General features: G+C 40.0%; 17 protein-coding genes. All 17 read left to right on the top strand.

Features of this window, described 5'->3' with window-relative positions; genetic code table 11:
- The 17 genes from ACZ5GY_RS04535 (at position 1) to ACZ5GY_RS04455 (ending at position 22,066) form a co-directional block, all read left to right on the top strand.
- Complete coding sequence (locus ACZ5GY_RS04535) at positions 1-834, top strand: XdhC family protein (protein ID WP_213690710.1); 834 nt, start codon at positions 1-3, stop codon at positions 832-834.
- 8 nt (positions 835-842) lie between these two features.
- The gene (locus ACZ5GY_RS04530; RefSeq protein ID WP_213690709.1) at positions 843-1,655 is read left to right on the top strand and encodes an FAD binding domain-containing protein; all 813 of its coding nucleotides are present in this window, start codon (positions 843-845) and stop codon (positions 1,653-1,655) included.
- Positions 1,652-2,119, top strand: a complete 468-nt coding sequence (locus ACZ5GY_RS04525) for a (2Fe-2S)-binding protein (RefSeq protein WP_213690708.1) — start codon at positions 1,652-1,654, stop codon at positions 2,117-2,119. The genes ACZ5GY_RS04530 and ACZ5GY_RS04525 overlap by 4 nt, the downstream gene beginning before the upstream one ends.
- Entirely contained in the window at positions 2,112-4,439 is a 2,328-nt protein-coding gene (locus ACZ5GY_RS04520; protein ID WP_464112042.1) for a xanthine dehydrogenase family protein molybdopterin-binding subunit, read from the top strand. The genes ACZ5GY_RS04525 and ACZ5GY_RS04520 overlap by 8 nt, the downstream gene beginning before the upstream one ends.
- A 4-nt stretch (positions 4,440-4,443) precedes the next feature.
- On the top strand, positions 4,444-5,766 hold the full coding sequence (locus ACZ5GY_RS04515; RefSeq protein ID WP_213690706.1) for an amidohydrolase family protein: 1,323 nt from the start codon (positions 4,444-4,446) through the stop codon (positions 5,764-5,766).
- Positions 5,754-6,662, top strand: a complete 909-nt coding sequence (locus ACZ5GY_RS04510; RefSeq protein ID WP_213690705.1) for a dihydroorotate dehydrogenase — start codon at positions 5,754-5,756, stop codon at positions 6,660-6,662. Before ACZ5GY_RS04515 ends, ACZ5GY_RS04510 begins: the two co-directional genes overlap by 13 nt.
- A gap of 16 nt (positions 6,663-6,678) precedes the next feature.
- The gene (locus tag ACZ5GY_RS04505) at positions 6,679-8,979 is read left to right on the top strand and encodes a xanthine dehydrogenase family protein molybdopterin-binding subunit (protein WP_213691378.1); all 2,301 of its coding nucleotides are present in this window, start codon (positions 6,679-6,681) and stop codon (positions 8,977-8,979) included.
- On the top strand, positions 8,969-10,336 hold the full coding sequence (locus ACZ5GY_RS04500) for an FAD binding domain-containing protein (protein ID WP_213691377.1): 1,368 nt from the start codon (positions 8,969-8,971) through the stop codon (positions 10,334-10,336). Before ACZ5GY_RS04505 ends, ACZ5GY_RS04500 begins: the two co-directional genes overlap by 11 nt.
- A gap of 105 nt (positions 10,337-10,441) precedes the next feature.
- Positions 10,442-10,645 (top strand): cold-shock protein, encoded by a 204-nt coding sequence (locus tag ACZ5GY_RS04495; protein WP_323401757.1) that lies wholly within the window; start codon positions 10,442-10,444, stop codon positions 10,643-10,645.
- A 237-nt stretch (positions 10,646-10,882) separates the two neighbouring features.
- Positions 10,883-12,238 (top strand): trigger factor, encoded by a 1,356-nt coding sequence (gene tig / locus ACZ5GY_RS04490; protein ID WP_213691830.1) that lies wholly within the window; start codon positions 10,883-10,885, stop codon positions 12,236-12,238.
- Positions 12,239-12,287: 49 nt separating this feature from the next.
- The gene (clpP, locus tag ACZ5GY_RS04485; RefSeq protein WP_213691831.1) at positions 12,288-12,869 is read left to right on the top strand and encodes an ATP-dependent Clp endopeptidase proteolytic subunit ClpP; all 582 of its coding nucleotides are present in this window, start codon (positions 12,288-12,290) and stop codon (positions 12,867-12,869) included.
- 101 nt (positions 12,870-12,970) lie between these two features.
- Positions 12,971-14,260, top strand: a complete 1,290-nt coding sequence (gene clpX / locus ACZ5GY_RS04480) for an ATP-dependent Clp protease ATP-binding subunit ClpX (RefSeq protein WP_213691832.1) — start codon at positions 12,971-12,973, stop codon at positions 14,258-14,260.
- Positions 14,261-16,600: an endopeptidase La gene (gene lon, locus ACZ5GY_RS04475; protein WP_213691833.1), complete on the top strand. Its 2,340-nt coding sequence runs from the start codon at positions 14,261-14,263 to the stop codon at positions 16,598-16,600.
- A gap of 2 nt (positions 16,601-16,602) precedes the next feature.
- Complete coding sequence (gene yihA / locus ACZ5GY_RS04470) at positions 16,603-17,196, top strand: ribosome biogenesis GTP-binding protein YihA/YsxC (RefSeq protein ID WP_213691834.1); 594 nt, start codon at positions 16,603-16,605, stop codon at positions 17,194-17,196.
- A gap of 49 nt (positions 17,197-17,245) precedes the next feature.
- Complete coding sequence (locus ACZ5GY_RS04465; RefSeq protein WP_464112041.1) at positions 17,246-19,912, top strand: valine--tRNA ligase; 2,667 nt, start codon at positions 17,246-17,248, stop codon at positions 19,910-19,912.
- Between the two features lie 2 nt (positions 19,913-19,914).
- Positions 19,915-21,255 (top strand): bifunctional folylpolyglutamate synthase/dihydrofolate synthase, encoded by a 1,341-nt coding sequence (locus ACZ5GY_RS04460; RefSeq protein ID WP_464112040.1) that lies wholly within the window; start codon positions 19,915-19,917, stop codon positions 21,253-21,255.
- A complete protein-coding gene (locus ACZ5GY_RS04455) occupies positions 21,245-22,066 on the top strand; it encodes a purine nucleoside phosphorylase YfiH/LACC1 family protein (RefSeq protein WP_323401758.1) in 822 nt (273 codons plus the stop codon). The genes ACZ5GY_RS04460 and ACZ5GY_RS04455 overlap by 11 nt, the downstream gene beginning before the upstream one ends.
- Positions 22,067-22,090 lie beyond the last annotated feature (24 nt).

Here is a 22,090-nt window from a genome sequence, read left to right as displayed (position 1 = left end):
ATGACTGCCTATATATTAAAAGAGATCTACGAACGAATAGAGCGAGGCGAAGAGGGCATTTTATGCACCATCATAGAAAGCAAAGGATCAACACCGCAAAAACCTGGAACTCGCATGTTTGTCTTTCCAAATGGGAATATTTTAGGAACTATCGGAGGAGGAATATTTGAACATAGAGTTATAAAAAGAGCGCTGGCTCTATTTAATGAAACTGAAAAAACAGCCCTCTACTCTGAAAAATTTGAAGCGAAAAATCCTGACGATGCTATATGCGGCGGAGAAGCAACAGTCTTTATGGAGTACCTGACAGGAAAACCTCATCTCATTATTTTAGGTGCTGGCCATGTAGGAAAAGCATTGGCACAAATAGCTACCTTTTGTGGATTTAAAGTGACATTATGGGACGATAGATTAGAATTTTTGCCACAAACGGAAAATTCAGAAATACAAATTGTCTGTTCTTCTCTCGACGATGCTATTCATAAACGGCTTCCGTTTTTACCTCCTCCCTTTGTTGTAGTTGTAACGAGAGGTCACGCTCTTGATGGTGAAGCAATCAAGTTACTCGAAAATCAAAACACAGCATATCTAGGAGTAATAGGATCGACCAAAAAGGTAACGCAGCTGCGACAAGAATTAGTTGCACAGGGAATATCACCTTCGTATCTTGACTCAATATATACGCCAATTGGCCTTTCTATCAAAGCAGAGACCCCATCGGAGATAGCGATCTCCATCATGGCTGAAATTATTGCAATTTACAGAAACGCCCCTATTAATAAGCTGCGTTTATGGCATAAGGAAACTGAGATAAACGAAGTAAAAAGGAGATGATGGCAGCCATGAAATGGTTTTATCCAACTTCTATTGAAGAAGCTATGCAACTGCTATCTCAAGAAGAAGTTTTTCTTCATGGAGGAGGAACGGGACTTCTTCGACGTGGCTTACAAGGAATCAACGGTTTGATCGATATGTCTTCTCTCCCATTTAATACTATTAAAAGAGAGGATAGCACAGTTATTATTGGTTCACAATGTACATATGCTCAAGCAAGCGATGCTTTGCTTCAAATTGATCCTGAAAATGTATTGGGAAAAGCACTTGCTCTTGCTGCATCCACGCCTCTCAGAAATAGAATAACAATAGGAGGAAGTCTTGCTTTTTTACCACCGTGGTCAGATTTACTTGGCCCACTCGTAGCTCTTGATGCCAGAATAGCTGTAGCATGGCCACAAAAACGGACTTTTTCCTTATCTGAATTTATATCTACCTTTTCACAACAAAATAAATGCCTTATTACACATATTATTGTACCTGCGATAAAAACTCTGAATTTCTATTATAGGGAAACGCGTGTTTCCTTTGACTATCCTTCGTTCACATTAACAATCATCCTCAAAATTTCTGAAGGCTCTATAGAAAAAGCTCGCATCATCTTTACTGGAAACAAAACTCGTTTCTATGAAGCAAAAGAGATAGAAGAAAAACTTCTGGGGCTCCATATCAATACAATAACGCCTGAAGACTACGCTCAAGAATTACCAGAAATAGACTTTATCGATAAACAGTCAGGCTCGGCTCACTACCTCAATGAAATATCAAAGGTCTGGCTAGAGAGAGGTCTCCGTTCTTTAAAGGAGGAGGAGAGCCAATGAAAAAATTTTTCGTTATCAACGGCAAAGAAAGAGAACTTGAATTTGAAGAAGACGCTCTTCTTTTAGACCTTTTACGGTCTTCTGGTTATACGGAAGTACACTGTGGCTGCAAAGAGGGGAGTTGTGGATGTTGCACAATTCTTCTTGACGAAGTTCCGGTAAACTCATGTCAGATATTGGCAGCGACAGTTAACAATAAAAAAATAACTACGGTTTCTGGGCTAGGAACTATCCATTCGCCTCATCCCATACAGGAAGCTTTTGTTGAAGCAGGCGCTGTTCAATGCGGTTTCTGCACACCTGGCATGGTTTTAGCAACATATGCCCTTTTGGAAAAAAATCCTTCTCCCTCAGACGAAGAAATTATACACGCCCTTGACGGTAATTACTGTAGATGTACGGGGTATGTAAAGATTTTGAAAGCAGTACATCTAGCTGCAAAGAAGGTGAAAAATAATGTCTGAATATAATGTCATCGGGAAATCTTTTGATAAAGTTGATGGAATATCTTTGGCAACTGGCTCAGCCCTTTACACGGATGATTGGAAAGTCAACAACCCCCTCTTCATTCGGTTACTTTATTCTACTGAAGCTTTTGCTGAAATAATCGACATTGATATTGAAGAAGCTTCTAAGATGCCAGGTATTGTAGATATTCTTTCATTTATGAACACACCAGACACTTTATTTACAACGGCAGGGCAAGGATTTCCAGAACCTTCCCCTTATGATTGTCGCATTTTCGATAAAACAGTAAGATATGTTGGAGATAGAGTAGCAGCAGTTGTTGCAGAATCAGAAAAGCAAGCCGAAGATGCTTTAAAAAAAATAAGAGTAACGTATCGTAGTCTCCAAACAAATTTTGATGCAGAAAAAGCCATGGATGAAAATATGCCTCATATTCACGGGAAAGAAGCGTTTTCTCCTATATCGGCTCCTTATAACCCAGAAAAAAATCTGGCTGGACAATCTGACTTTTCCTATGGGGATATTGAAAAAGGATACGCAGAATCTGCCCATGTCATAGAGCATACATATACAACCCAATATGTGAGTCATTGCGCCATGGAACCCCATTCGGCACAAACCTCATTCGATGAAAAAGGGCGTCTTATCATCGTTTCGTCTACCCAGGTTCCTTTCCATGCACGCCGTATAGTCAGTCACGTAACTGGCCTACCCATACGCCGAATCCGAGTAATAAAGCCCCGAATTGGAGGGGGATTTGGCACAAAACAGGAAGTTTTTCTCGAACCACTTATCGCTTTGGTAACTTTGCGAACCAAGAGATCTTCAAAACTGATTTTGAGCCGTAAAGAAGTTTTTGTTTCTTCCCGAACGCGACATCCCTTTAGACTGAAACTACGTACTGGATTTAAAGAAGATGGGCAAATTATGGCATTAGAAATGGATGCCCTAATGAATGCGGGAGCGTATGGCCCCCACGCACTCACTGTTCTATCAAATGCAGGGTCAAAGGTGCTTCCTCTTCTGAACAAAATACCGAACATGAAATTTTCGGGCAAATCTGTTTACACAAACCTCCCCATCGCAGGTGCATATAGAGGATATGGAGCTACTCAGGGCTATTTTGCTCTCAATCAACATCTAGACATAATTTGTAGAGAAACTAATCAAGATATTCTTGAGTATATAAAAAAATGGCATATTAAAGAACAAGAAACATCTGCTGTCTTCGAAACACTTGGTGAAGGAAAAGAAGGAGTTGCACAAGTAGTAAAAAGTTGCAAACTCTCTGAGTGTATCGATAAGGGAGCTAAAGCCATAGGTTGGTATCAGAAACGGGATAAAAAAATAGAGACTCAAAAAGATGTTGTTAGAGGAGTAGGAGTTGCTGTCGCAATGCAAGGTTCCGGCATCCCTCTCATAGATATGGGAAGCGCATATATGAAAATGAATGATGACGGATCCTTCTTCCTCTTTGTGGGAGCTACCGATATTGGCACTGGCTCTGATACAGTATTATCTCAAATAGCAGCAGAAACACTTCAAGTTCCTCTCGACTATATTCATATTCTTTCGTCAGACACTGATATGACACCTTTCGATGTAGGAGCTTATGCATCTTCAACTACATATATTTCTGGTGGAGCTGTGCTTCGTTGCGCACAAGACATTGTCAAACAGATTATTGAACACGGAGCACTAATGCTAGATTGTCCCAAAGAAGAACTCTCTCTTCACGAAGCTTGCGTTATCAATGAAAAGACAGGAAAGAGCATTTCTTTCGAACAAATTGGCCAACATTCTTTTTATACTAGTAAACAAATACAGATTCAATCAGGCGCATCTCATGTTTCCCCTCAATCGCCGCCTCCATTTATTGCTCAATTTGCGGAAGTAGAAGTAGATAAAAAAACTGGCAAAGTTCATGTTGTTAAATTTGTTTCAGCTATCGATTGTGGACAGCCGCTAAATCCCAAATTAGTGGAAGGACAAATTGAAGGTGCTGTTGTGAACGGCATAAGTTTTGCACTTACAGAGGAACTTCGTTTTGATAAAAGCGGAAGAGCTCTAAATTCCACCTTCTGGGATTACAAAATTTTCACTGCTGCAGATATTCCTGAAATGCAAACTATTATTGTAAATTCCTCAGATGAAGATGGCCCTTACGGAGCCAAGTCAGTAGCGGAAATTGGAATCAATGGTCCTGCTCCAGCTATTGCCAATGCTATTTATGATGCGGTAAACATTCGACTTTTCGACCTCCCCTTTACCCCCCCTAAAATTATGAATGCCCTCAAAGCCACAGGAAGAGGGTGATATCGTGACAAAACAAATTATAGCGAACGGCCCTTTAACCGATGGCGATATTTTTTATCCGTGTGGTGCAATTCTTATAGAAGACAGGAAAATTATGGAAGTAGGCTCCTGCGAGACCTTGCGTCGCAAGTGGCCTGATACTCCTGTGGTTGATGTGGAAGGGCGCTTAATAATACCTGGACTGACAAACTTTCATCATCATCTTTATTCATCATTAGCAACAGGGCTTACACCTCGTGGAGAAACAATATCGTTCTCTGATATTTTAAAAAATTTATGGTGGCCTCTTGACTTTCTGCTCGACGAGGAATCAATATATTTTTCAGCCCTATATGGCATTATACGTTCCGTACAATGTGGCGTTACATCTATATTTGATCACCATGCCTCACTGGGTTCTGATAAAGGAAGCCTTGAACTTATAGCTCATGCATTCAAAGAAGTTGGAATTCGCGGCGTTCTATGTTTTGAAGTTTCTGATCGAGCAGGAGAAGAAAAGGTCAATGAGCAAATTGAAGAAAATATCAGGTTCTGGCAAGAACACCAACGAGATGCCTTCATTCACGGAATGCTAGGCCTCCATGCTAATTTTACACTTTCAGAAAAGACACTTTATAAAATACGAGAGCTAAAACCTAAAAATCTTCCCATACATATTCATTGTGGAGAAGGAGAAGATGATCTTATCTATTGCCAGAAATTAGGATATAAGGGACCCGTTCATCGTCTTGATTCCTTTGGCCTATTAAATAAAGACTCCTTTCTTATTCACTGTATTCATTTATCTGAAAAAGACTACAAGATTCTTTCAAATAAATCTCCATGGGTTGTAACAAATCCCGAATCAAACGCTAATAACAGGGTTGGGCAAATGGATCGTCAAAAAATTACTAAATTCGTCATAGGAACTGATGGCATGTCTTCCGACATTATTGCCTCTCTAAGAAATTATGCCATTACTTCAAAAGAGTTTCCTGAACCATTTGAACGTCTTGAACGAACATTTTGGGGATGGCCCCGACTCATAAGAAGAAATACGTGGGGGTTTCAGGGAATATTCGCATTTGGTGAACCTGCTGATATTACAGTTCTAGACTATAAACCAGTCACCCCAATTCATGAATCAAATATTATGGGACATTTGATTTTTGGGGCACGGCAAGGCAATGCTTTTCTTACAATGTGCAATGGGAAAATTATATGGCAAAATGGCTCATTTGTTTCCCTGCATGAAGAAGCAGTCTTTCACGATATACGAAGAGTTGCAGGTAAGCTACACAAACGTTTTTCCTCGGGAAAAAAGGAGGGATTTCCATGGTCGGATTAGCAAGAACAATATGCGGTGTAACCTTTAAAAGCCCAGTTCTTACTGCTGCCGGACCTAACGTAGCCACAAAAGATCATGTACTAGCAGCTATTTCAGGAGGAGCAGGAGGCATTGTTACCAAAACCATTTCTGTCTCTCCAGCTCAAGACCCCAGGCCAACAATACGAAAGGGACCTCTTGGAAGTTTAATTAACTGCGAAACATGGTCTGAAAAACCCGTTGAAGATTCGTTGCCGATTTTTAATGCTATAAAAGAAAAAGGGTTACCCCTTATTGTTTCAATAGGTTACAAACCTCAAGAAGTGACGTTTCTCGGAAAACTTTTAGAACGTGATGTACATCCTGACATTATTGAATTCTCAACGCATTATGTGGGACATGAAATCAGCCCACTTATAGATGTAGCAAAAAGTTTGAGAGATGTTGTATCTGTTCCCATCTGGATGAAAATTTCCCCAAACATCCTTGACGTTCAAAATCTTGCAAAAGCCGCATCTCCATTTGTTGATGGCTTCGTAGCTATTAACTCTCTGGGGCCTGTTTTAGATTTTGATGTTGAAAAACCGTCACCTTTATTAGGTTCAACTTTTGGACAAGGATGGATGTCAGGCCCTCCAATTCTTCCAATAGCTCTACGTATTGTCTATGAAACATCAATAAGTCAACCCAAACCTGTTATAGGCGTCGGCGGAATAGAAAAGGGCGAAGATGCCATTAAGTTTTTCATGGCAGGAGCCTCTCTTGTGCAAATTTGTAGTGGTGCTCTCAAAAAAGGTTCAGCAATATATGGAACAGTCTCTCAAGAAATTGAAGAGTGGCTTGAGAAACATGGCTATTCATCTATAGATGATGTACAAAATAAATATATCGACGCAGTAAAACACCTTCGCCATTAAGGAGGTGCCTTAATTAATGACCATCGTTGGGAAAACATTCTCCAGAAAAGATGGAGTCGATAAAGTTACTGGGAAAGCTCTTTATGTCAATGACATATCTATCCCTGGAATGTGGGTTGGGGGAACCCTCCGCTCTTCAGAAGTTCGAGGAGTCATTAATAAGATAACATTCAGTTCTTCTTTTGATTGGTCACAAGTAGTTGTTGTTCAAGCAACAGACCTTCCAGGGCCTAATTTTGTTGCTATGGTTAGAAATGATTTTCCTATTCTTGCGGAAAAAGAAATTTCTTACTGGAAGCAACCTATACTTCTCATTGCCGCTCCAGATAATAACATTCTACAACAAGCGCTTACCTCAGTAGTCGTAGATATTACGCCTCTTCATCCGGTCCTTACAATTGAAGAAGCTCTACAAAAAGACACGATCATCCATGGTGACACAAACATAATTGAAAAATATCGCATTCAAACAGGCGATACGAAAAAAGGATTTGAAGAGGCTGATTTTATAGTGGAAGGCTGTTACAGAACTGGATACCAGGAACACGTCTATCTAGAACCTCAGGGAATGATCGCACGCCCATGTGGTGAAAACTGTGTGGAAGTCATTGGTTCTCTTCAATGCCCTTATTATGTTCATAATGCTTTATGCAAGGGACTAAATCTTCCTCATGAAAAAGTCATTGTAAAACAAGCTGTTACAGGAGGCGCTTTTGGAGGAAAAGAGGACTACCCTTCAGTGCTTGCTCTTCACGCCTCTCTTCTTGCATTAAAAGCTCAACGACCAATCAAGATAATCTACGATAGAGAGGAAGATATTTTAGGAACAACAAAACGTCATCCGTCATTGATCTATCATAGGACAGGGGTCAAAAAAGACGGAACCATAGTAGCTTCCGAAGTAGATCTCTCGCTTGATGGAGGAGCTTTTACCACTCTGAGCATCGTTGTTTTGCAACGTTCTATACTGCATGCTATGGGGCCATACAGAATGGATAATTTTGCATTGGAGGGTCAAGTAGTTGCAACAAATACTCCTCCTAACGGAGCATTTAGAGGATTTGGCGTTCCTCAAAGTGCTTTTGCCATTGAGCGTCACATGGATCGTATAGCAAAGACACTTCAATTATCTCCCGTAGAAATTCGGAGAAAAAATATCATGAAAGATGGAGATACTTTCCCTTTCGGCCAAAAAGTGGACTCTATTCATGCATCCCTCGTTTTAGAAGAGGCGCTAAAACAATCTCATTTCTTCAAGAAAGAAAAAGAATACGCCTATTACAATAAAATAAATGATAACGGTATTAAAAAGGGTATTGGCGTAGCTCTTGCATTTCATGGCGGAGGTTTTACTGGATCTGGAGAAGAAAAAATTGCGGGAAAAGTCAAAATTTCTTATGAACCAAATGAAAAAATTGGAATATACGTCAGTAGCGTAGAGATGGGGCAAGGAGCAGCAACGGTTTTGCCCATGATTGCTGCAGAAACGTTGGAATTACCTTTCGAAAAGGTAATTCATCACCAACCGAATACGGCATACACCCCTGATAGCGGACCAACTGTTGCTTCTCGTACAACCATGTTTGTAGGGAGTGTAGTAAAAAAAACATGCCAAATGCTACTCAGGAAGCTGGAAGAATATCTTGCTCTGTGGCACAACACTTCCACCTCTTCAATTCATTACAACAATGGAGTTTTTTCTCTTCCTGATAATCATAAATTTTATTTTGACGAAATAGCACATCGATACGTTCAAGAACATGGGAAGTTAGAAATCCAAGGAGAATATACACCTCCACCTAATCTCTTATGGGATGAAGAAACATATAGAGGAGCCGCGTATAAAGATTATTCGTGGATCGCTTATGTAGTAGAAACTAACGTTAATATGGACACATACGAAATACAGCCGACACTCTGCACAGTAGTAGCAGAAGTTGGTAAAGCTATTCATCCTGTCTTAGCTCGCGGACAAATAGAGGGAGGAGCGCTGCAAGCTCTCGGTTATAGTTACCTCGAAAATTTACAAATTGAAGATGGCCGATATGTTTCAGGACATCTTAACGCGTATCTTATCCCTACTTCTATGGATACACCTGCATTTAATACACACATTGCTGAAGTTGAGAGTCCTACGGGGCCCTATGGAGCTAAAGGCCTTGGAGAATTGCCTATGGATGGAGGTGCTCCTGCACTTGCTTCTGCAGTATGGAATGCAACTTCTCTTTTTACCTCACAAATACCAATAACCGGTGAAATGCTTTTTGAACTTGAGAACAACCTTATTCAGAAAGGCGTGGAGAAGAATGATTATTGATATTATCGTTAATCATAAAAAGTATATATTAAATGTCCACCCTTTAAAAAGGCTACTCGATATTATACGAGAGGATTTAAAACTCACTGGGACAAAAGAAGGATGTGGAGAAGGCGAGTGTGGGGCTTGTGCAGTGCTCATGGATGGAGAACTCATAAACTCATGCATGCTGCCGGCGATACAAGCCCATGGGCACCACTTCACGACAATAGAAGGATTAGATGATCAACATGGTGAACCGGATATTCTTCAACAAGCTTTTATTGACAAAAATGGAGTTCAATGTGGATTTTGCACACCTGGTATGATCTTAGCTGCTCGAGCTTTGCTTATAAAAAATCACCATCCCAATAGGGAGAAAATAAAAGAAGCACTCGCAGGCAACTTATGTCGTTGCACTGGATATGAAGCTATCTTCAGAGCAGTGGAGAGAGCCTCCGCACAATACTACGGCGAATCTATAAAGGAAGAGATCACCTATGATAACTTTCTCTCACCATCTTTATCGGAGAGGGAAAAAGAGTGGGTTTTTATTCCTCAACATATTGAAGACGCACTTCATTTTCTTACACAGCATGAAGATATAACAATATTGGCAGGAATGACAGATATTGCCCCTGATATGAAAAATAAAAAAACGCACCCTCGAAAGATCTTAGATATCAATTCAATTCAAGAGCTACGTTCTATCCTCCTTAGCGAGGACGAAAAGAGCTTATCCATAGGTGCTACGTGTACGAACACACAACTTATGTATCATCCCTTAATCTTAAGATACTTACCATCCCTTAGTTATGCTGCTTCTCAATGTGGAGCAGTAGCTATTCAAAACAGAGCCACAATAGGGGGAAATATTATTACAGCTTCGGGAGCAGCAGATTTGCCTGTTATTCTACTGGCATTAGGAGCAGAGCTTGTATTAAGAAGTCATAAGGGAAGTAGAGTTATTTCTCTCGAAAAGTTTTTTACCGGTTATAGAAAAACCCTTCGCCAAAGTAATGAACTTCTTACAACAATAAAAGTGCCTCTTCCAGATCCACATGCCATACAGAAATTTTATAAAAGAGGTTCAAGAGCTATGCTTACTCTTTCCCGAATATCTTTAGGTTGTTATCTATCATATGAAAATCACAAAATTACGAAAATCAGATTTGCTGCTGGAAGTATGTCTGCGTTCCCAGAACGATTGTATAACGTAGAAAAGTCCCTGTTAGGATACCCCCTTTCTGAAGAATACATAAAAAAAGCAGCAGATGAAGCGGTAAAGAATCTACATCCGAGGAAATCCCCTGCATTCAGAAAAGAGGTTACACGTCGCCTTATAGAACGTTTTTTAAAAAATGTTAATGTCACGTGAAAACTGTATCGATCGCTACTTGACAGCAATTTGTAAATACTTTATTGTTGTTTTGCTGATAGGCGCCATCAGTAATACATGCAAAAGATTCTAGGAGGCAGTATTTTGACAACTCAGGGAACAGTCAAATGGTTTAATGCGTCAAAAGGTTATGGCTTCATCACAACTGACGAAGGCAAAGACATTTTTGTTCATTTCAGCGCTATTCAGAGCGATGGTTTTAAAACCCTCGACGAAGGCCAGAAAGTTTCTTTTGATATTGTAGAAGGACCTAAAGGGGAACAGGCCGCTAACGTTGTAAAGCTTTAGTTTTTGTCTTCACAATTCTGAAGCGAATAAAGGCAGCACAAAATGTGCTGCCTTTTTATTTTATTTATAAATTATATTTTTCTTCTACCTTTACAATTTATAAAAAAAGCATGTACAATGCTTAGCGGTTTAAGAAGGCAGACCTAAAAATAAAGAGAGGTCTGCCCTTATGTATTTGCATATATTGATATGTTATACTACGGAATGTTGTCCGCCAGTTGAAAGGGGTTGCTAAGTATGAGATCCGAGCTTGTATCTCAAGAAAAGAATTTTGTAACTATAAAGGTAGAAATAGAAGCCGATGAGTTTCAAAAGGAAGTTAATAAGGCTGTAAGGAATTTATCACAAAAAGCAAATATTCCCGGCTTCAGAAAAGGGAGAGTTCCTCGCAAAATCTTGGAGATGAGACTTGGTAAAGAGGGACTTCTTTTTGAAGCTCTTGAATCATATATGCCTGCAGCAATAGATCAAATTGTACAAGATTACGAATTAGATCTTATTGACCAGCCAGAGTTAAAAGTTGACAAAATGGAAGAAGGAAGCGACGTTTTAGTCACTTTGATATTTGAGGTTACACCTGAAGTAGAATTGCCTGATTTAGAAACAATAGAGATAGAAAAATTGAAAGTTAATGTTACAGACGAAATGGTTGATGAAGCCATTAAAAATATGCAAAAACAGAATGCTGAGCTAGAAAATGTTGATAGAGCCTCTGAGGATGAGGATGTTGTCGAAGTCGAATATGTAACAAGTGTTCTTGACGAAGATGGCTCTGTCCTTAAATCTCACGACCCTGCCACTGCAGACGTAGACCTTGGTCTCCAGGAATTAAGAGCAGAGGTAAAAGAAGCATTGAAAGGTCATGTAAGTGGTGACAGCGTCTCTGCTACTGTTAATGTTGAGAAAGATTATTCTGATCCCGAAGTTGCAGGGAAACAGGTTCGGTATGATATGACTGTCAAACAGGTCAAAGTCAAGAAGTATCCTGAACTTGATGCTGCTTTCTTTGAGAAGATGCTCGGGAAAGCCGTTGATAACGAGGCAGACTTCCGTGAAGAAGTTAAGAACCGTTTAATTGATCGTATGACACAAGAAAGCGACTCTATGGCAGAGAGTGCCGCTGTTGTTAAAGTAGCTGAGCTTGCCACAGTAGAACTCCCTGAAACATTGGTCAAACGGCAAATTGAGCACATACAGAAAGAAGACGCAGAAAATGCTCAAAAAAGATTCCAGAAAAACATGGATGATGTTTTAGCTGAATCAGGAATGACTCAGGAAGAGTATGATAATAGAGTAAAAGAACAAGCTGAAAAAACAGTTCGACAGTATCTTGTGCTTGATGCGTTATCAGAAGACTTCGAAGTTTCTATTGAAAAAGCCGACTTCGAGTCTGAAGTAGCACCTCTTGCAACAGCATACAACGTAAGCTCTGATAATATTTTAAAGGCTATCTTTAAAGATCAGAATAGAGTTATGGAGATGGGCAATAGAATCCGCTACAAAAAGACAACAAAGGCCTTGCTCGAAAAAATAAAAATTAATGAAGTAGATAAATTAACACCGGCTAAAGCTGAAGAAGAAAAAGCAGAGTAAACACATTATTCTTTCTTAAGGCATTAGCGAAGACAGGTGGTGAAGAATTATGTTAGTGCCAATGGTTATAGAACAAACTGGCAGAGGAGAACGAGCATATGACATTTATAGTCGTCTTCTCAAAGATAGAATTGTCTTTCTAGGAACAGAAATTGACGATACAGTAGCTAATACTGTGGTCGCACAGTTACTTTTTCTTGAAAGTGAAGATCCTGACAAAGATATACATCTTTATATAAACAGCCCGGGGGGAGTCGTCTCTAGCGGTCTCGCTATATATGATACGATGCAATACATAAAGTGCCCTGTTTCCACCATATGTATAGGACAAGCCGCTAGTATGGCTGCCGTGCTTCTTGCGGGAGGAAATGCAGGAAAACGTATAGCATTACCCAACGCAAGAGTCATGCTTCATCAACCTCTTGGTGGGACGCAAGGGCAAGCTACAGACATTGAAATTCACACAAAAGAAATTCTAAAGATACGTGAAAAAATCAATGATATACTTGTCAAGCACACGGGGCAGACACGGAAAAAAATAAAGGCTGATACAGACAGAGACTTTTTTATGTCAGCGGAAGAAGCTCTTGCTTATAATGTAATTGACAAGGTTATTCAATCTAGAGCCTAGAATTTCCCAGAACTGTTGGCCTAAAAATTTTGCTAAGGGAGCCCTTGCGTTGGTGCTCCCTTCTTTCTGTTTCATACCCCCAGTTATAAGGAGGTCTGTGTATGTTTACATACGACGACAAAGAAAAAGGAGAAAACAAAGGGAATTTACGTTGTTCCTTTTGTGGCAAAGGGCAAGATGAAGTTCGAAAACTTATAGCTGGCCCAGGTGTCTATATATGTGACGAATGCGTACATTTATGCAATCTTATTCTTAACGAAGAAGTCAGTGATGAACTCGTTAAAGAGAATAAGTCTTTTACTCTTTCATTAAAAGATACACCTAAACCGGCTGAAGTTAAAACATTTCTTGATCAATATGTTATCGGACAAGATGATGCCAAGAAAACGCTCTCTGTAGCCGTATACAATCACTACAAACGTATCAGTGCACGTCAAGAAGAGGATAGCGACATAGAGCTGCAAAAAAGTAATGTTTTGCTCATCGGACCTACAGGCTCGGGCAAAACACTTTTAGCGCAAAGTCTTGCCAGAAAGCTTAATGTGCCTTTTGCCATGGCTGATGCAACAACATTGACCGAAGCAGGCTATGTTGGAGAGGACGTCGAAAATATTCTTGTGCGGTTACTTCAAGCTGCGGATTATGACGTTCAGGCTGCTGAACGAGGCATTATCTATATAGACGAGCTTGATAAGATAACGCGCAAGTCTGAATCTGCATCGATAACACGCGACGTCTCTGGTGAAGGTGTTCAGCAGGCTCTTTTAAAAATTCTTGAAGGAACTCTTTCAAACGTTCCACCTAAGGGCGGGCGTAAACATCCCTATCAGGACTTTATACAAATCGACACGACAAATATTCTCTTTATTTGTGGCGGAGCATTTGATGGCATAGAAGAAATTATAGGACAGCGCGTCAATAAAAAGAAGATAGGTTTTGGTGGAGAAGTCCTAAGCGTCAAAGATCGACGCAAATACGAACTCATGCGCCAAGTACAGCCCGAAGATCTTATGTCTTTTGGCTTTATCCCAGAACTTATTGGCCGTCTTCCTATTGTTGTTCCTTTAGAGGAACTTGATGAAGACGCATTGGCTCGTATCCTTGTTGAACCTAAAAATGCTCTCATTCGGCAATATCAAAAAACGTTCGAGATAGAAGGCGTTAAGCTTCTTTTTGAACAAGACGCCATTCGTGCCATAGCAGGTCAAGCTCGTAAGAAGAACACTGGAGCACGAGGTTTACGTTCCATAATGGAATACCTTATGCTTGATCTGATGTATGAAATTCCCTCTCGATCGGAAGAAGTTGAGAAAATTATTATAACTAAAGACGTAGTAGAGAAGGGAGCCTCTCCCATTATCAAAATAAAAGGGCAAGAGGAGGTCGCCTAAGTGACGACGAAGGAACCAACGAACGCAGAACATAGCTATATACTTCCTGTTCGAGATCTGGTCCTCTTTCCTGGGGTGATTGTTCCCCTCTATATTGGAAGGCCACGATCTTTGAAAACTGTTGAAAAGGCAAGTCTTGAAGAAAAACCTATATTCGTTGTTACTCAAAAAGATCATTTGACAGAAAACCCCAAATTTGAGGATCTTTACTCAGTGGGAACAATTTGTCATATCCTTCAGATGATACGCATACCTGATGGAACTGTGAAGATTCTTGTAGAGGGAAAGCAACGTGGTTTTTTCAACGAGAGTTTAGAAGAAAAAGAAACTTTCGAAGGACTCGTTTCGACACTATCATGGGATTCAGCTCTTCCAGAAAATATGGAAGCCCTGAAGAGAAGTGTTCTTGAACTTTTTGAAAAATATGTTTCTCTTCATACGAAGATCCCTAAGGAAATAATTGTTTCTATTTCAAATATAGAACACCCTTGTGAAGTAGCAGATATAGTAGCATCGCACCTTCGAATTCAAACCGAGAAAAAGCAGGATTTGCTTGGCATTACCAATCCTGAAAAATATATGAAGGTACTTATAAAGACCTTAATGGAAGAGATTGAGCTTCTTCAGCTAGAGCAATCGATACAGGAACAAGTTCGCCAAAAAATGGAGAAGGGGCATCGCGAATATTATCTTCGAGAGCAATTAAAGATTATCCAAACAGAACTTGGTGAAGAAGACTTCTCTTCTGAAACTGAAAACTTACTAAAAAAAATAGACGCTTCAGATATGCCTAAAGAAGTTCGGGAAAAAGCAAAGCGAGAGGTCGACAGACTTTCTAAGATGCCGCCAATTTCATCGGAAGCCAGTGTTTCAAGAACATACATTGACTGGCTTCTTGCTTTGCCATGGAATACAGTAACAGAAGAGAACCTGGATATATCCAAAGCAAAGAAGATACTTGACGAAGATCACTATGGTCTTGTTAAAGTTAAAGAACGTATACTTGAATTTCTAGCTGTCCGTCAAATGGCAGGAAAAGATGCAAAAGGACAGGTTCTTTGTTTTGTTGGCCCCCCTGGAGTGGGTAAAACTTCTTTGGCAAAATCAATAGCACGAGCTCTTGGCCGCCGTTTTGTCAACTTCTCTCTTGGTGGAATGCGAGACGAAGCTGAAATTCGTGGACACAGAAGAACTTATGTTGGAGCCAGGCCGGGAAGAATTATCCAAAAGATAAAACAGGCAGGCACGAAAAATCCTGTTATGCTCATGGATGAAATTGATAAACTCGGTCAGGATTTTCGAGGCGACCCGGCATCAGCATTGTTAGAGGTGCTAGACCCTGCACAAAATAGTGAATTTACAGACCACTATTTAGAGGCAGCTTTTGATTTGAGTAATGTCATCTTTATTACAACTGCTAACGTTATCCATACTATCCCTGCCCCGTTGTTAGATAGAATGGAAGTTATTAGACTTCCTGGATATGTTGCAGAAGAAAAAGTACATATAGCAAAAAAACATTTATTGCCTCGTTTATTCTCTGAGCATGGCTTAACAGAAGATATGATTCAAATAACACCTAAAGCTATCGAGAAAACAGTTCGAGACTATACTCGGGAAGCTGGGGTTAGGGGCCTGCAAAGAAATTTGGCAACATTGTGCAGAAAAACAACCCTCCATATTATTGAAGAGGGAAAAGATAATTTCCAAGAAAAGATAAAAATTGGCGTTAACGATCTAAAAGACTATTTGGGAGCACCGCGGCTTTATGACGTGCATGTTCCAAAGGAAAAACAGATAGGTACAGTTGTTGGACTCGCCTGGACTGAAAGTGGTGGTGATGTTCTAGTAATCGAAACGGTAAGCATGAGAGGAAAGGGAGACATCATCCTTACTGGCAATTTAGGGAACATTATGCAGGAATCCGCTCAAACCGCTTTAGGTTTTTTAAGGGCGCATAGTACTTCTTTGGGAATAGATCACATCAACTGGAAAAATATCGATATCCACATTCATGTTCCAGAAGGAGCGATTCCAAAAGATGGCCCATCAGCTGGAGTCACAATGGCTGTAGCCATGCTTTCTGTTTTAAGTGGAAGAAAGATTCTTCCAGGTGTTGCTATGACAGGTGAAATATCCCTACAAGGGAAGGTTCTTCCAGTTGGAGGAATACGAGAAAAGATACTGGCGGCAAAACGACAAAAAGTTTTTCAGATCATACTGCCAAGTGCAAATAAAATCGATATAGAAGAAATGGAGCAGTGGGTAACTCAAGATCTGACATTCCATTTTGCTGACTGTGCTTCTGATGTGTTTGACATTGCTTTAGAACGGAGATAAGAATGAACATAAGATGGAAAGCAGAGTTGTCAACTACAGCCTTTAATCAAAAACAATTTCCGCCAGAAAGCCTCCCCGAAATAGCTTTTGCGGGACGATCTAATGTAGGGAAATCGATGTTGCTTAATGTCCTTATGGAGCGTAAACTCGCACATGTCGGAGGGACTCCAGGAAAAACTCGAAGTGTTAATTTTTATAAAATCAAGGCTGATAAAGAATTTTTTCTTGTAGATTTACCTGGTTATGGTTATGCTGCTAGGGGTTATAAAGAAAAGGAACAATGGGCAGCGCTTATTGGACAATATATAACGCAAAGAGCTAGTCTACGTTTACTTGTTCATCTTGTAGATTTTCGCCACGGTTTGCTAAAAAAAGACAGAGAACTGCAAGATTGGGTTTCTCAAACAGAAGTCCCAGTGCTCGTTGTTTTCACGAAAGCAGATAAAATATCGAAGGGGCGTCATACAGGCCTGTTGCATACTTATATTAGGCAGGGGCTTAAATCTATTGAAGTTCCTTTTATTGTTTCAGCTCAATCTAAGTCAGGAATAATAGAATTGCGACAGTTCTTGACAAATTATCTCAATAGAGAGTAAATACTTTAAATTCCGAGTACGTAAAAGATCTAACGGAGGGGGACTTTCAATGGCAACTCGTACAAAAGAAATTGCAAAAAATTACGATCCAACGCCCATTGAGGATAAATGGTATTCATGGTGGCTAAAAACGGGACTTTTTCATGCTGAAGTAGATCCATCTAAAGAGGCTTTTTCAATTGTTATACCTCCTCCTAATGTTACTGGCTCTCTTCACATGGGACATGCTTTCAACAACACATTCCAAGACATTGTTTGTCGATATAAAAGAATGAATGGTTATAACGTTTTATGGCTGCCTGGAACAGACCATGCTGGAATCGCCACTCAGAATGTGGTAGAACGAAATCTTGCCAAAGATGGCATATCAAGACACGATCTCGGCCGTGAAGAATTTGTAAATAAAGTTTGGGAATGGAAAGAGGAGTACGGCAATAGGATCCTTGAACAAATGAAAAAGCTTGGGAACTCTTGCGATTGGGACAGAGAAAGATTTACCCTTGATGAAGGTCTCTCTCGTGCTGTTCGCACTGTTTTCGTTCGTCTTTACAAAAAAGGTCTTATATATAAGGGTCGTTATATTATTAACTGGTGCCCTCGCTGTCACACCGCTCTTTCTGATATCGAAGTGGAACACGAAGATGTTAAAGGACATTTTTACTATGTAAAATATCCCTTTGTTGAGGGAGAAGGCGCTCTTATTGTAGCTACAACACGCCCAGAAACCATACTGGGAGATGTAGCAATAGCTGTCCATCCAAGAGCAGAAAAATATAGTCATCTTATTGGCAAAAAAGTCCGTGTTCCTCTTACAGATCGAGAAATACCTATTATTGAAGATATTATGGTTGATCCAGAATTTGGAACAGGATGCGTAAAGATTACTCCTGCCCACGATCCTAACGACTTCCTTGTTGGACAACGCCATAATCTTGAGCAGATTCAGGTAATCGATGCTGATGGTTTTATGAATGAAAATGCACCTTCCTATAAGGGGCTTTCAGTACTGGAAGCTAGAGAACGTGTTGTAGAAGACCTTAAATCGCAAGGATTTATAGAGAAAATTGAGGAAATGGATCATTCTGTAGGTCACTGCTATCGCTGCCATACAGTGGTAGAACCATACCTTTCAGAGCAATGGTTCGTTAAAGCAAAACCTTTAGCCGATGCAGGAATAAAAGCTGTAGAAAATGGAGACATAAAATGGATTCCCGAGCAATGGCAAAAGATTTATTACCAGTGGATGGAAAATATCCGTGATTGGTGTATTTCAAGGCAGTTGTGGTGGGGACATCGTATTCCCGCATGGACTTGCGATGATTGCGGACATATTACAGTGGCTGAGGAAGATCCTTCAGTTTGCGAAAAATGTGGAAGTTCTCATATCCATCAGGATGAGGATGTTCTTGATACTTGGTTCAGTAGTGCTTTATGGCCTTTCTCAACACTAGGATGGCCTGACAACACTGAAGAACTTAAATATTTCTATCCTACATCTCTGCTCGTAACTGCATTCGATATTATTTTCTTCTGGGTTGCAAGAATGATTATGATGGGCCTTGAATTCCAAGAAAAGGAGCCTTTCAAGGAAGTATATATTCATGCTCTTATAAGAGATGAAGACGGTCATAAAATGAGCAAATCTAAGGGCAATGTTATTGATCCTCTTACCATGATCGACAAATATGGAGCAGATGCCCTCCGTCTCACCCTCGCAGCACTGACTGTACAGGGACGCGATATACTATTAAGCACAAACAAAATCGAAACATATCGTCTCTTCATGAATAAACTTTGGAATGCGAGCCGCTTTGCTCTCATGAATCTCGAAGATGATTGTGTAGTTAAGCCGCTTCCAAAGAAAGAAAACATGAGACTTCATGATCAGTGGATTCTAACACGGACACAAAACGTCATCGAAGAAATCAGTAAGCTTCTTGACGGGTATTTCGTCGGAGAAGCAGCGAGAATGATGTACGATTTCATTTGGGGAGACCTTTGTGACTGGTATCTTGAAATGTCTAAACCTGCTCTTAGGGGAGACGAAGGAGAATCGAGAGTAAGGGATACTCAAGCCATTGTTGAATATGTATTCCAAACAGTATTAAAGCTCATCCACCCCTTCATTCCCTTCGCCACTGAAGAGCTATGGCATACCTTTGGTTTCAGCGACGAATCTATAGAACGTTCTGATTGGCCTAAAGCTTCGGATGATATGAAATTTGATAACTCCCTGGTAGAAATGGCGACTCTTCAAGAGGTTATACGCATTATCAGAAACTTGAGGGCAGAAGCTCATGTTGCTCCCCAGCAGAGAGTAGAGCGCGTTATCCTTCAAACAAATAATGAACCGTTAACGGTTCTCGTTAAAGATAATATGGATATGATCTCTCTCTTGGCCAAAGTTGAACGAGTCGACATTATTTCAGATAATGAAGAGAAACCACACGGATGTCTTGCATCTGTTATGAGCTCTGGAGAAGTTAGTTTAGAAGTGGGAAGCCTTCTTGACATAGATGCTGAAATTTTACGTCTGGAGCAAGAACTTAAAAATCTGGAAAAAGACATGCAGAAGATGGAGAAAAAGTTAGCTAATAAAAACTTCACATCTAAGGCTCCCGAAGAAGTAGTAGAAAAAGAAAGAACTCGTTTAGAAGAAAACAAAAATCACTATCAGAGAATTTTAGATAATATAGCGAGTTTAAAAAGGTCATAATAATGAACGAACGATCACGTTACATTGAAATAGAAAATCAACTGGAACAAATTTCAAGCCCGGGTATTCACCCGGGCTTGGAGCGTATTTTGAGATTGTTTGAATGCTTGGGGCACCCAGAAAAAAGTTTTCCTGCTATACATATAGTAGGAACAAATGGGAAAGGATCCACTTCAGCATACATAGAATCTATTTTGCGGGAATCCGGTATGCGAACAGCGATGTATACCAGTCCGCATCTTGTTCATATGGGGGAGCGGCTCCTTATAAACGGTCATGCACTTTCATGTGAAAAATGGGAAGAAGCTGCCCAAAAAGTAATAAGCACTGTTAAAGAAAATGCCCAATTAGCTTTAGATCCTCCTACATATTTTGAAATTTTCACTGCAACAGCTTTTCTTTTAATCGCATCTTTTGATGTTGATATAGCCGTTATAGAAGCTGGAATGGGGGGAAGACTCGATGCAACCAATACCCTTGGCAACGTCCTTCTGACAATAATAACCCCTATCTCAAAAGATCATATGGAATATTTAGGAGATACTCTTGAAGCTATAGCTATGGAAAAATTTGCTGTTATCCGTAAAGGCGTTCCAGCTCTTTTTGCAGGAGGATCACACACTCTCTGTAGTCTTTTCAAAACTGAATGCCTAAAAAAAGAAACTCAAGGAGTAATTGTTCCTGAAACATATACAGTCTCAACAAAAAATGTATCGCTTCAAGGAGCAACGTTTACGTTGACACATAACAACGGAAACGTTTACGCAGACATTCATACTCCATTAATTGGGACTCATCAAATAGCCAATAGTGCAGTAGCGCTTGCATCTATGGACATATTGAGAAACAAGATGGATAAGATAACGGAACAATCCATACGAAGGGGATTGGCTAAAACTTGTTGGCCTGGAAGAATGGAACTTATAAAACATACGCCGCCAATCATACTTGATGGAGCACACAATGATGACGGAATCACAAAACTCGTAGAAAGTTTAAAGACACTTGGCATAAATAATGACAAAGAAAAACTTGCTATAGTATATGCCTCTATGAAAGACAAGGAACATGATATCGCTTTAAAAAAATTAAGTGGACTCAAACCTCATCTTTTCTGCACTGAAGTCCCAGAGATGGAACGTTCCGCTAAAGCAGAATTCTTAAGAAAAGAGGCATTGCAGTATACTTGGGCTTCCACACCTAAAGGTATTTCAGATCCACGTGAAGCCATTTATAATGCTTGTCAAGATAGCTCCATCGTCGTTTGTTGCGGCAGCCTTTACCTTATCGGATATATAAAGTCTTTTATTCTTCAGGAAGCTACTTTTTGCAATGAGCTCTAAAGGATTTATTCTACAAGAAAAAGAAGGACATTATATCCTTGAATATCTATGCCCGAAAGAAAACGTATTTTTCTCTGCGCGTCTTTTTATGAGGGGAAATGGCATAACTAAAGCAATGGGAGATCCTGCGCTTTCTCGAGAAGCTGTTTATTCCCTTTTAAAAGAAAATAGCGATAAAAAATTTATAGCTCCCCAACAAGTACACGGAATCAATATCCTCACAGAGGAAGACTCTTTTTGCATTCCCAATAGACCTGCGGCCGATGGCCTGTTTTTAACAAATTCCTGTTACGAAGGAAGCCTTCGTTTTGCAGATTGTGTACCTGTCATACTTGCATCGCCGCTTCCTCGTCCGTGGGTGTTACTTCTTCATTCAGGGTATAAGGGAACCGTTCAAAACATCGCAGGAAACGGACTAGACTACGTAGCTCAAAAGATGGATCTTGACTTGAAACGTGTTTATGCATGGATAGGACCTGGAATAAGTAAAGAATTTTATTATCGTAGTCAAAATGATGATTGGACGACTTTAGGTCAGAGAGAAATTTCATCTAACCATTGGCAAAAGGTAGATGAGCGTGTATATTTTGATCTGCCTGGAGCCATAGAAACTCAGCTAAGAGAAAAGAAGCTCTTGGAAGCAAATATAACAATGATACCTTTCTGTTCATATAGAGACAGTAAATATTGTTATTCTTATCGAAAAAATGATAAGCGCGAGCGAATGTTTCTCTTGGCATCGTTGTCAGAAAAAGAATGTTCATGCCATTTTCACCATTCTTCATGTGACAATATAAAAGAAGGCTTATAGAGTAACACTGAAAAAGTTGCGAGG

This window comes from Aminobacterium thunnarium (assembly GCF_055390565.1).
The sequence above is the reverse complement of the archived record's forward strand: the minus strand, read 5'-3'. Positions and strand labels throughout refer to the sequence as shown.

Coding starts and splice junctions, on each gene's coding strand:
- ACZ5GY_RS04535 (WP_213690710.1), top strand. CDS start 1: ATGACTGCCTATATATTAAAAGAGATCTACGAACGAATAGAGCGAGGC.
- ACZ5GY_RS04530 (WP_213690709.1), top strand. CDS start 843: ATGAAATGGTTTTATCCAACTTCTATTGAAGAAGCTATGCAACTGCTA.
- ACZ5GY_RS04525 (WP_213690708.1), top strand. CDS start 1,652: ATGAAAAAATTTTTCGTTATCAACGGCAAAGAAAGAGAACTTGAATTT.
- ACZ5GY_RS04520 (WP_464112042.1), top strand. CDS start 2,112: ATGTCTGAATATAATGTCATCGGGAAATCTTTTGATAAAGTTGATGGA.
- ACZ5GY_RS04510 (WP_213690705.1), top strand. CDS start 5,754: ATGGTCGGATTAGCAAGAACAATATGCGGTGTAACCTTTAAAAGCCCA.
- ACZ5GY_RS04505 (WP_213691378.1), top strand. CDS start 6,679: ATGACCATCGTTGGGAAAACATTCTCCAGAAAAGATGGAGTCGATAAA.
- ACZ5GY_RS04500 (WP_213691377.1), top strand. CDS start 8,969: ATGATTATTGATATTATCGTTAATCATAAAAAGTATATATTAAATGTC.
- tig (WP_213691830.1), top strand. CDS start 10,883: ATGAGATCCGAGCTTGTATCTCAAGAAAAGAATTTTGTAACTATAAAG.
- clpP (WP_213691831.1), top strand. CDS start 12,288: ATGTTAGTGCCAATGGTTATAGAACAAACTGGCAGAGGAGAACGAGCA.
- clpX (WP_213691832.1), top strand. CDS start 12,971: ATGTTTACATACGACGACAAAGAAAAAGGAGAAAACAAAGGGAATTTA.
- yihA (WP_213691834.1), top strand. CDS start 16,603: ATGAACATAAGATGGAAAGCAGAGTTGTCAACTACAGCCTTTAATCAA.
- ACZ5GY_RS04465 (WP_464112041.1), top strand. CDS start 17,246: ATGGCAACTCGTACAAAAGAAATTGCAAAAAATTACGATCCAACGCCC.
- ACZ5GY_RS04460 (WP_464112040.1), top strand. CDS start 19,915: ATGAACGAACGATCACGTTACATTGAAATAGAAAATCAACTGGAACAA.
- ACZ5GY_RS04455 (WP_323401758.1), top strand. CDS start 21,245: ATGAGCTCTAAAGGATTTATTCTACAAGAAAAAGAAGGACATTATATC.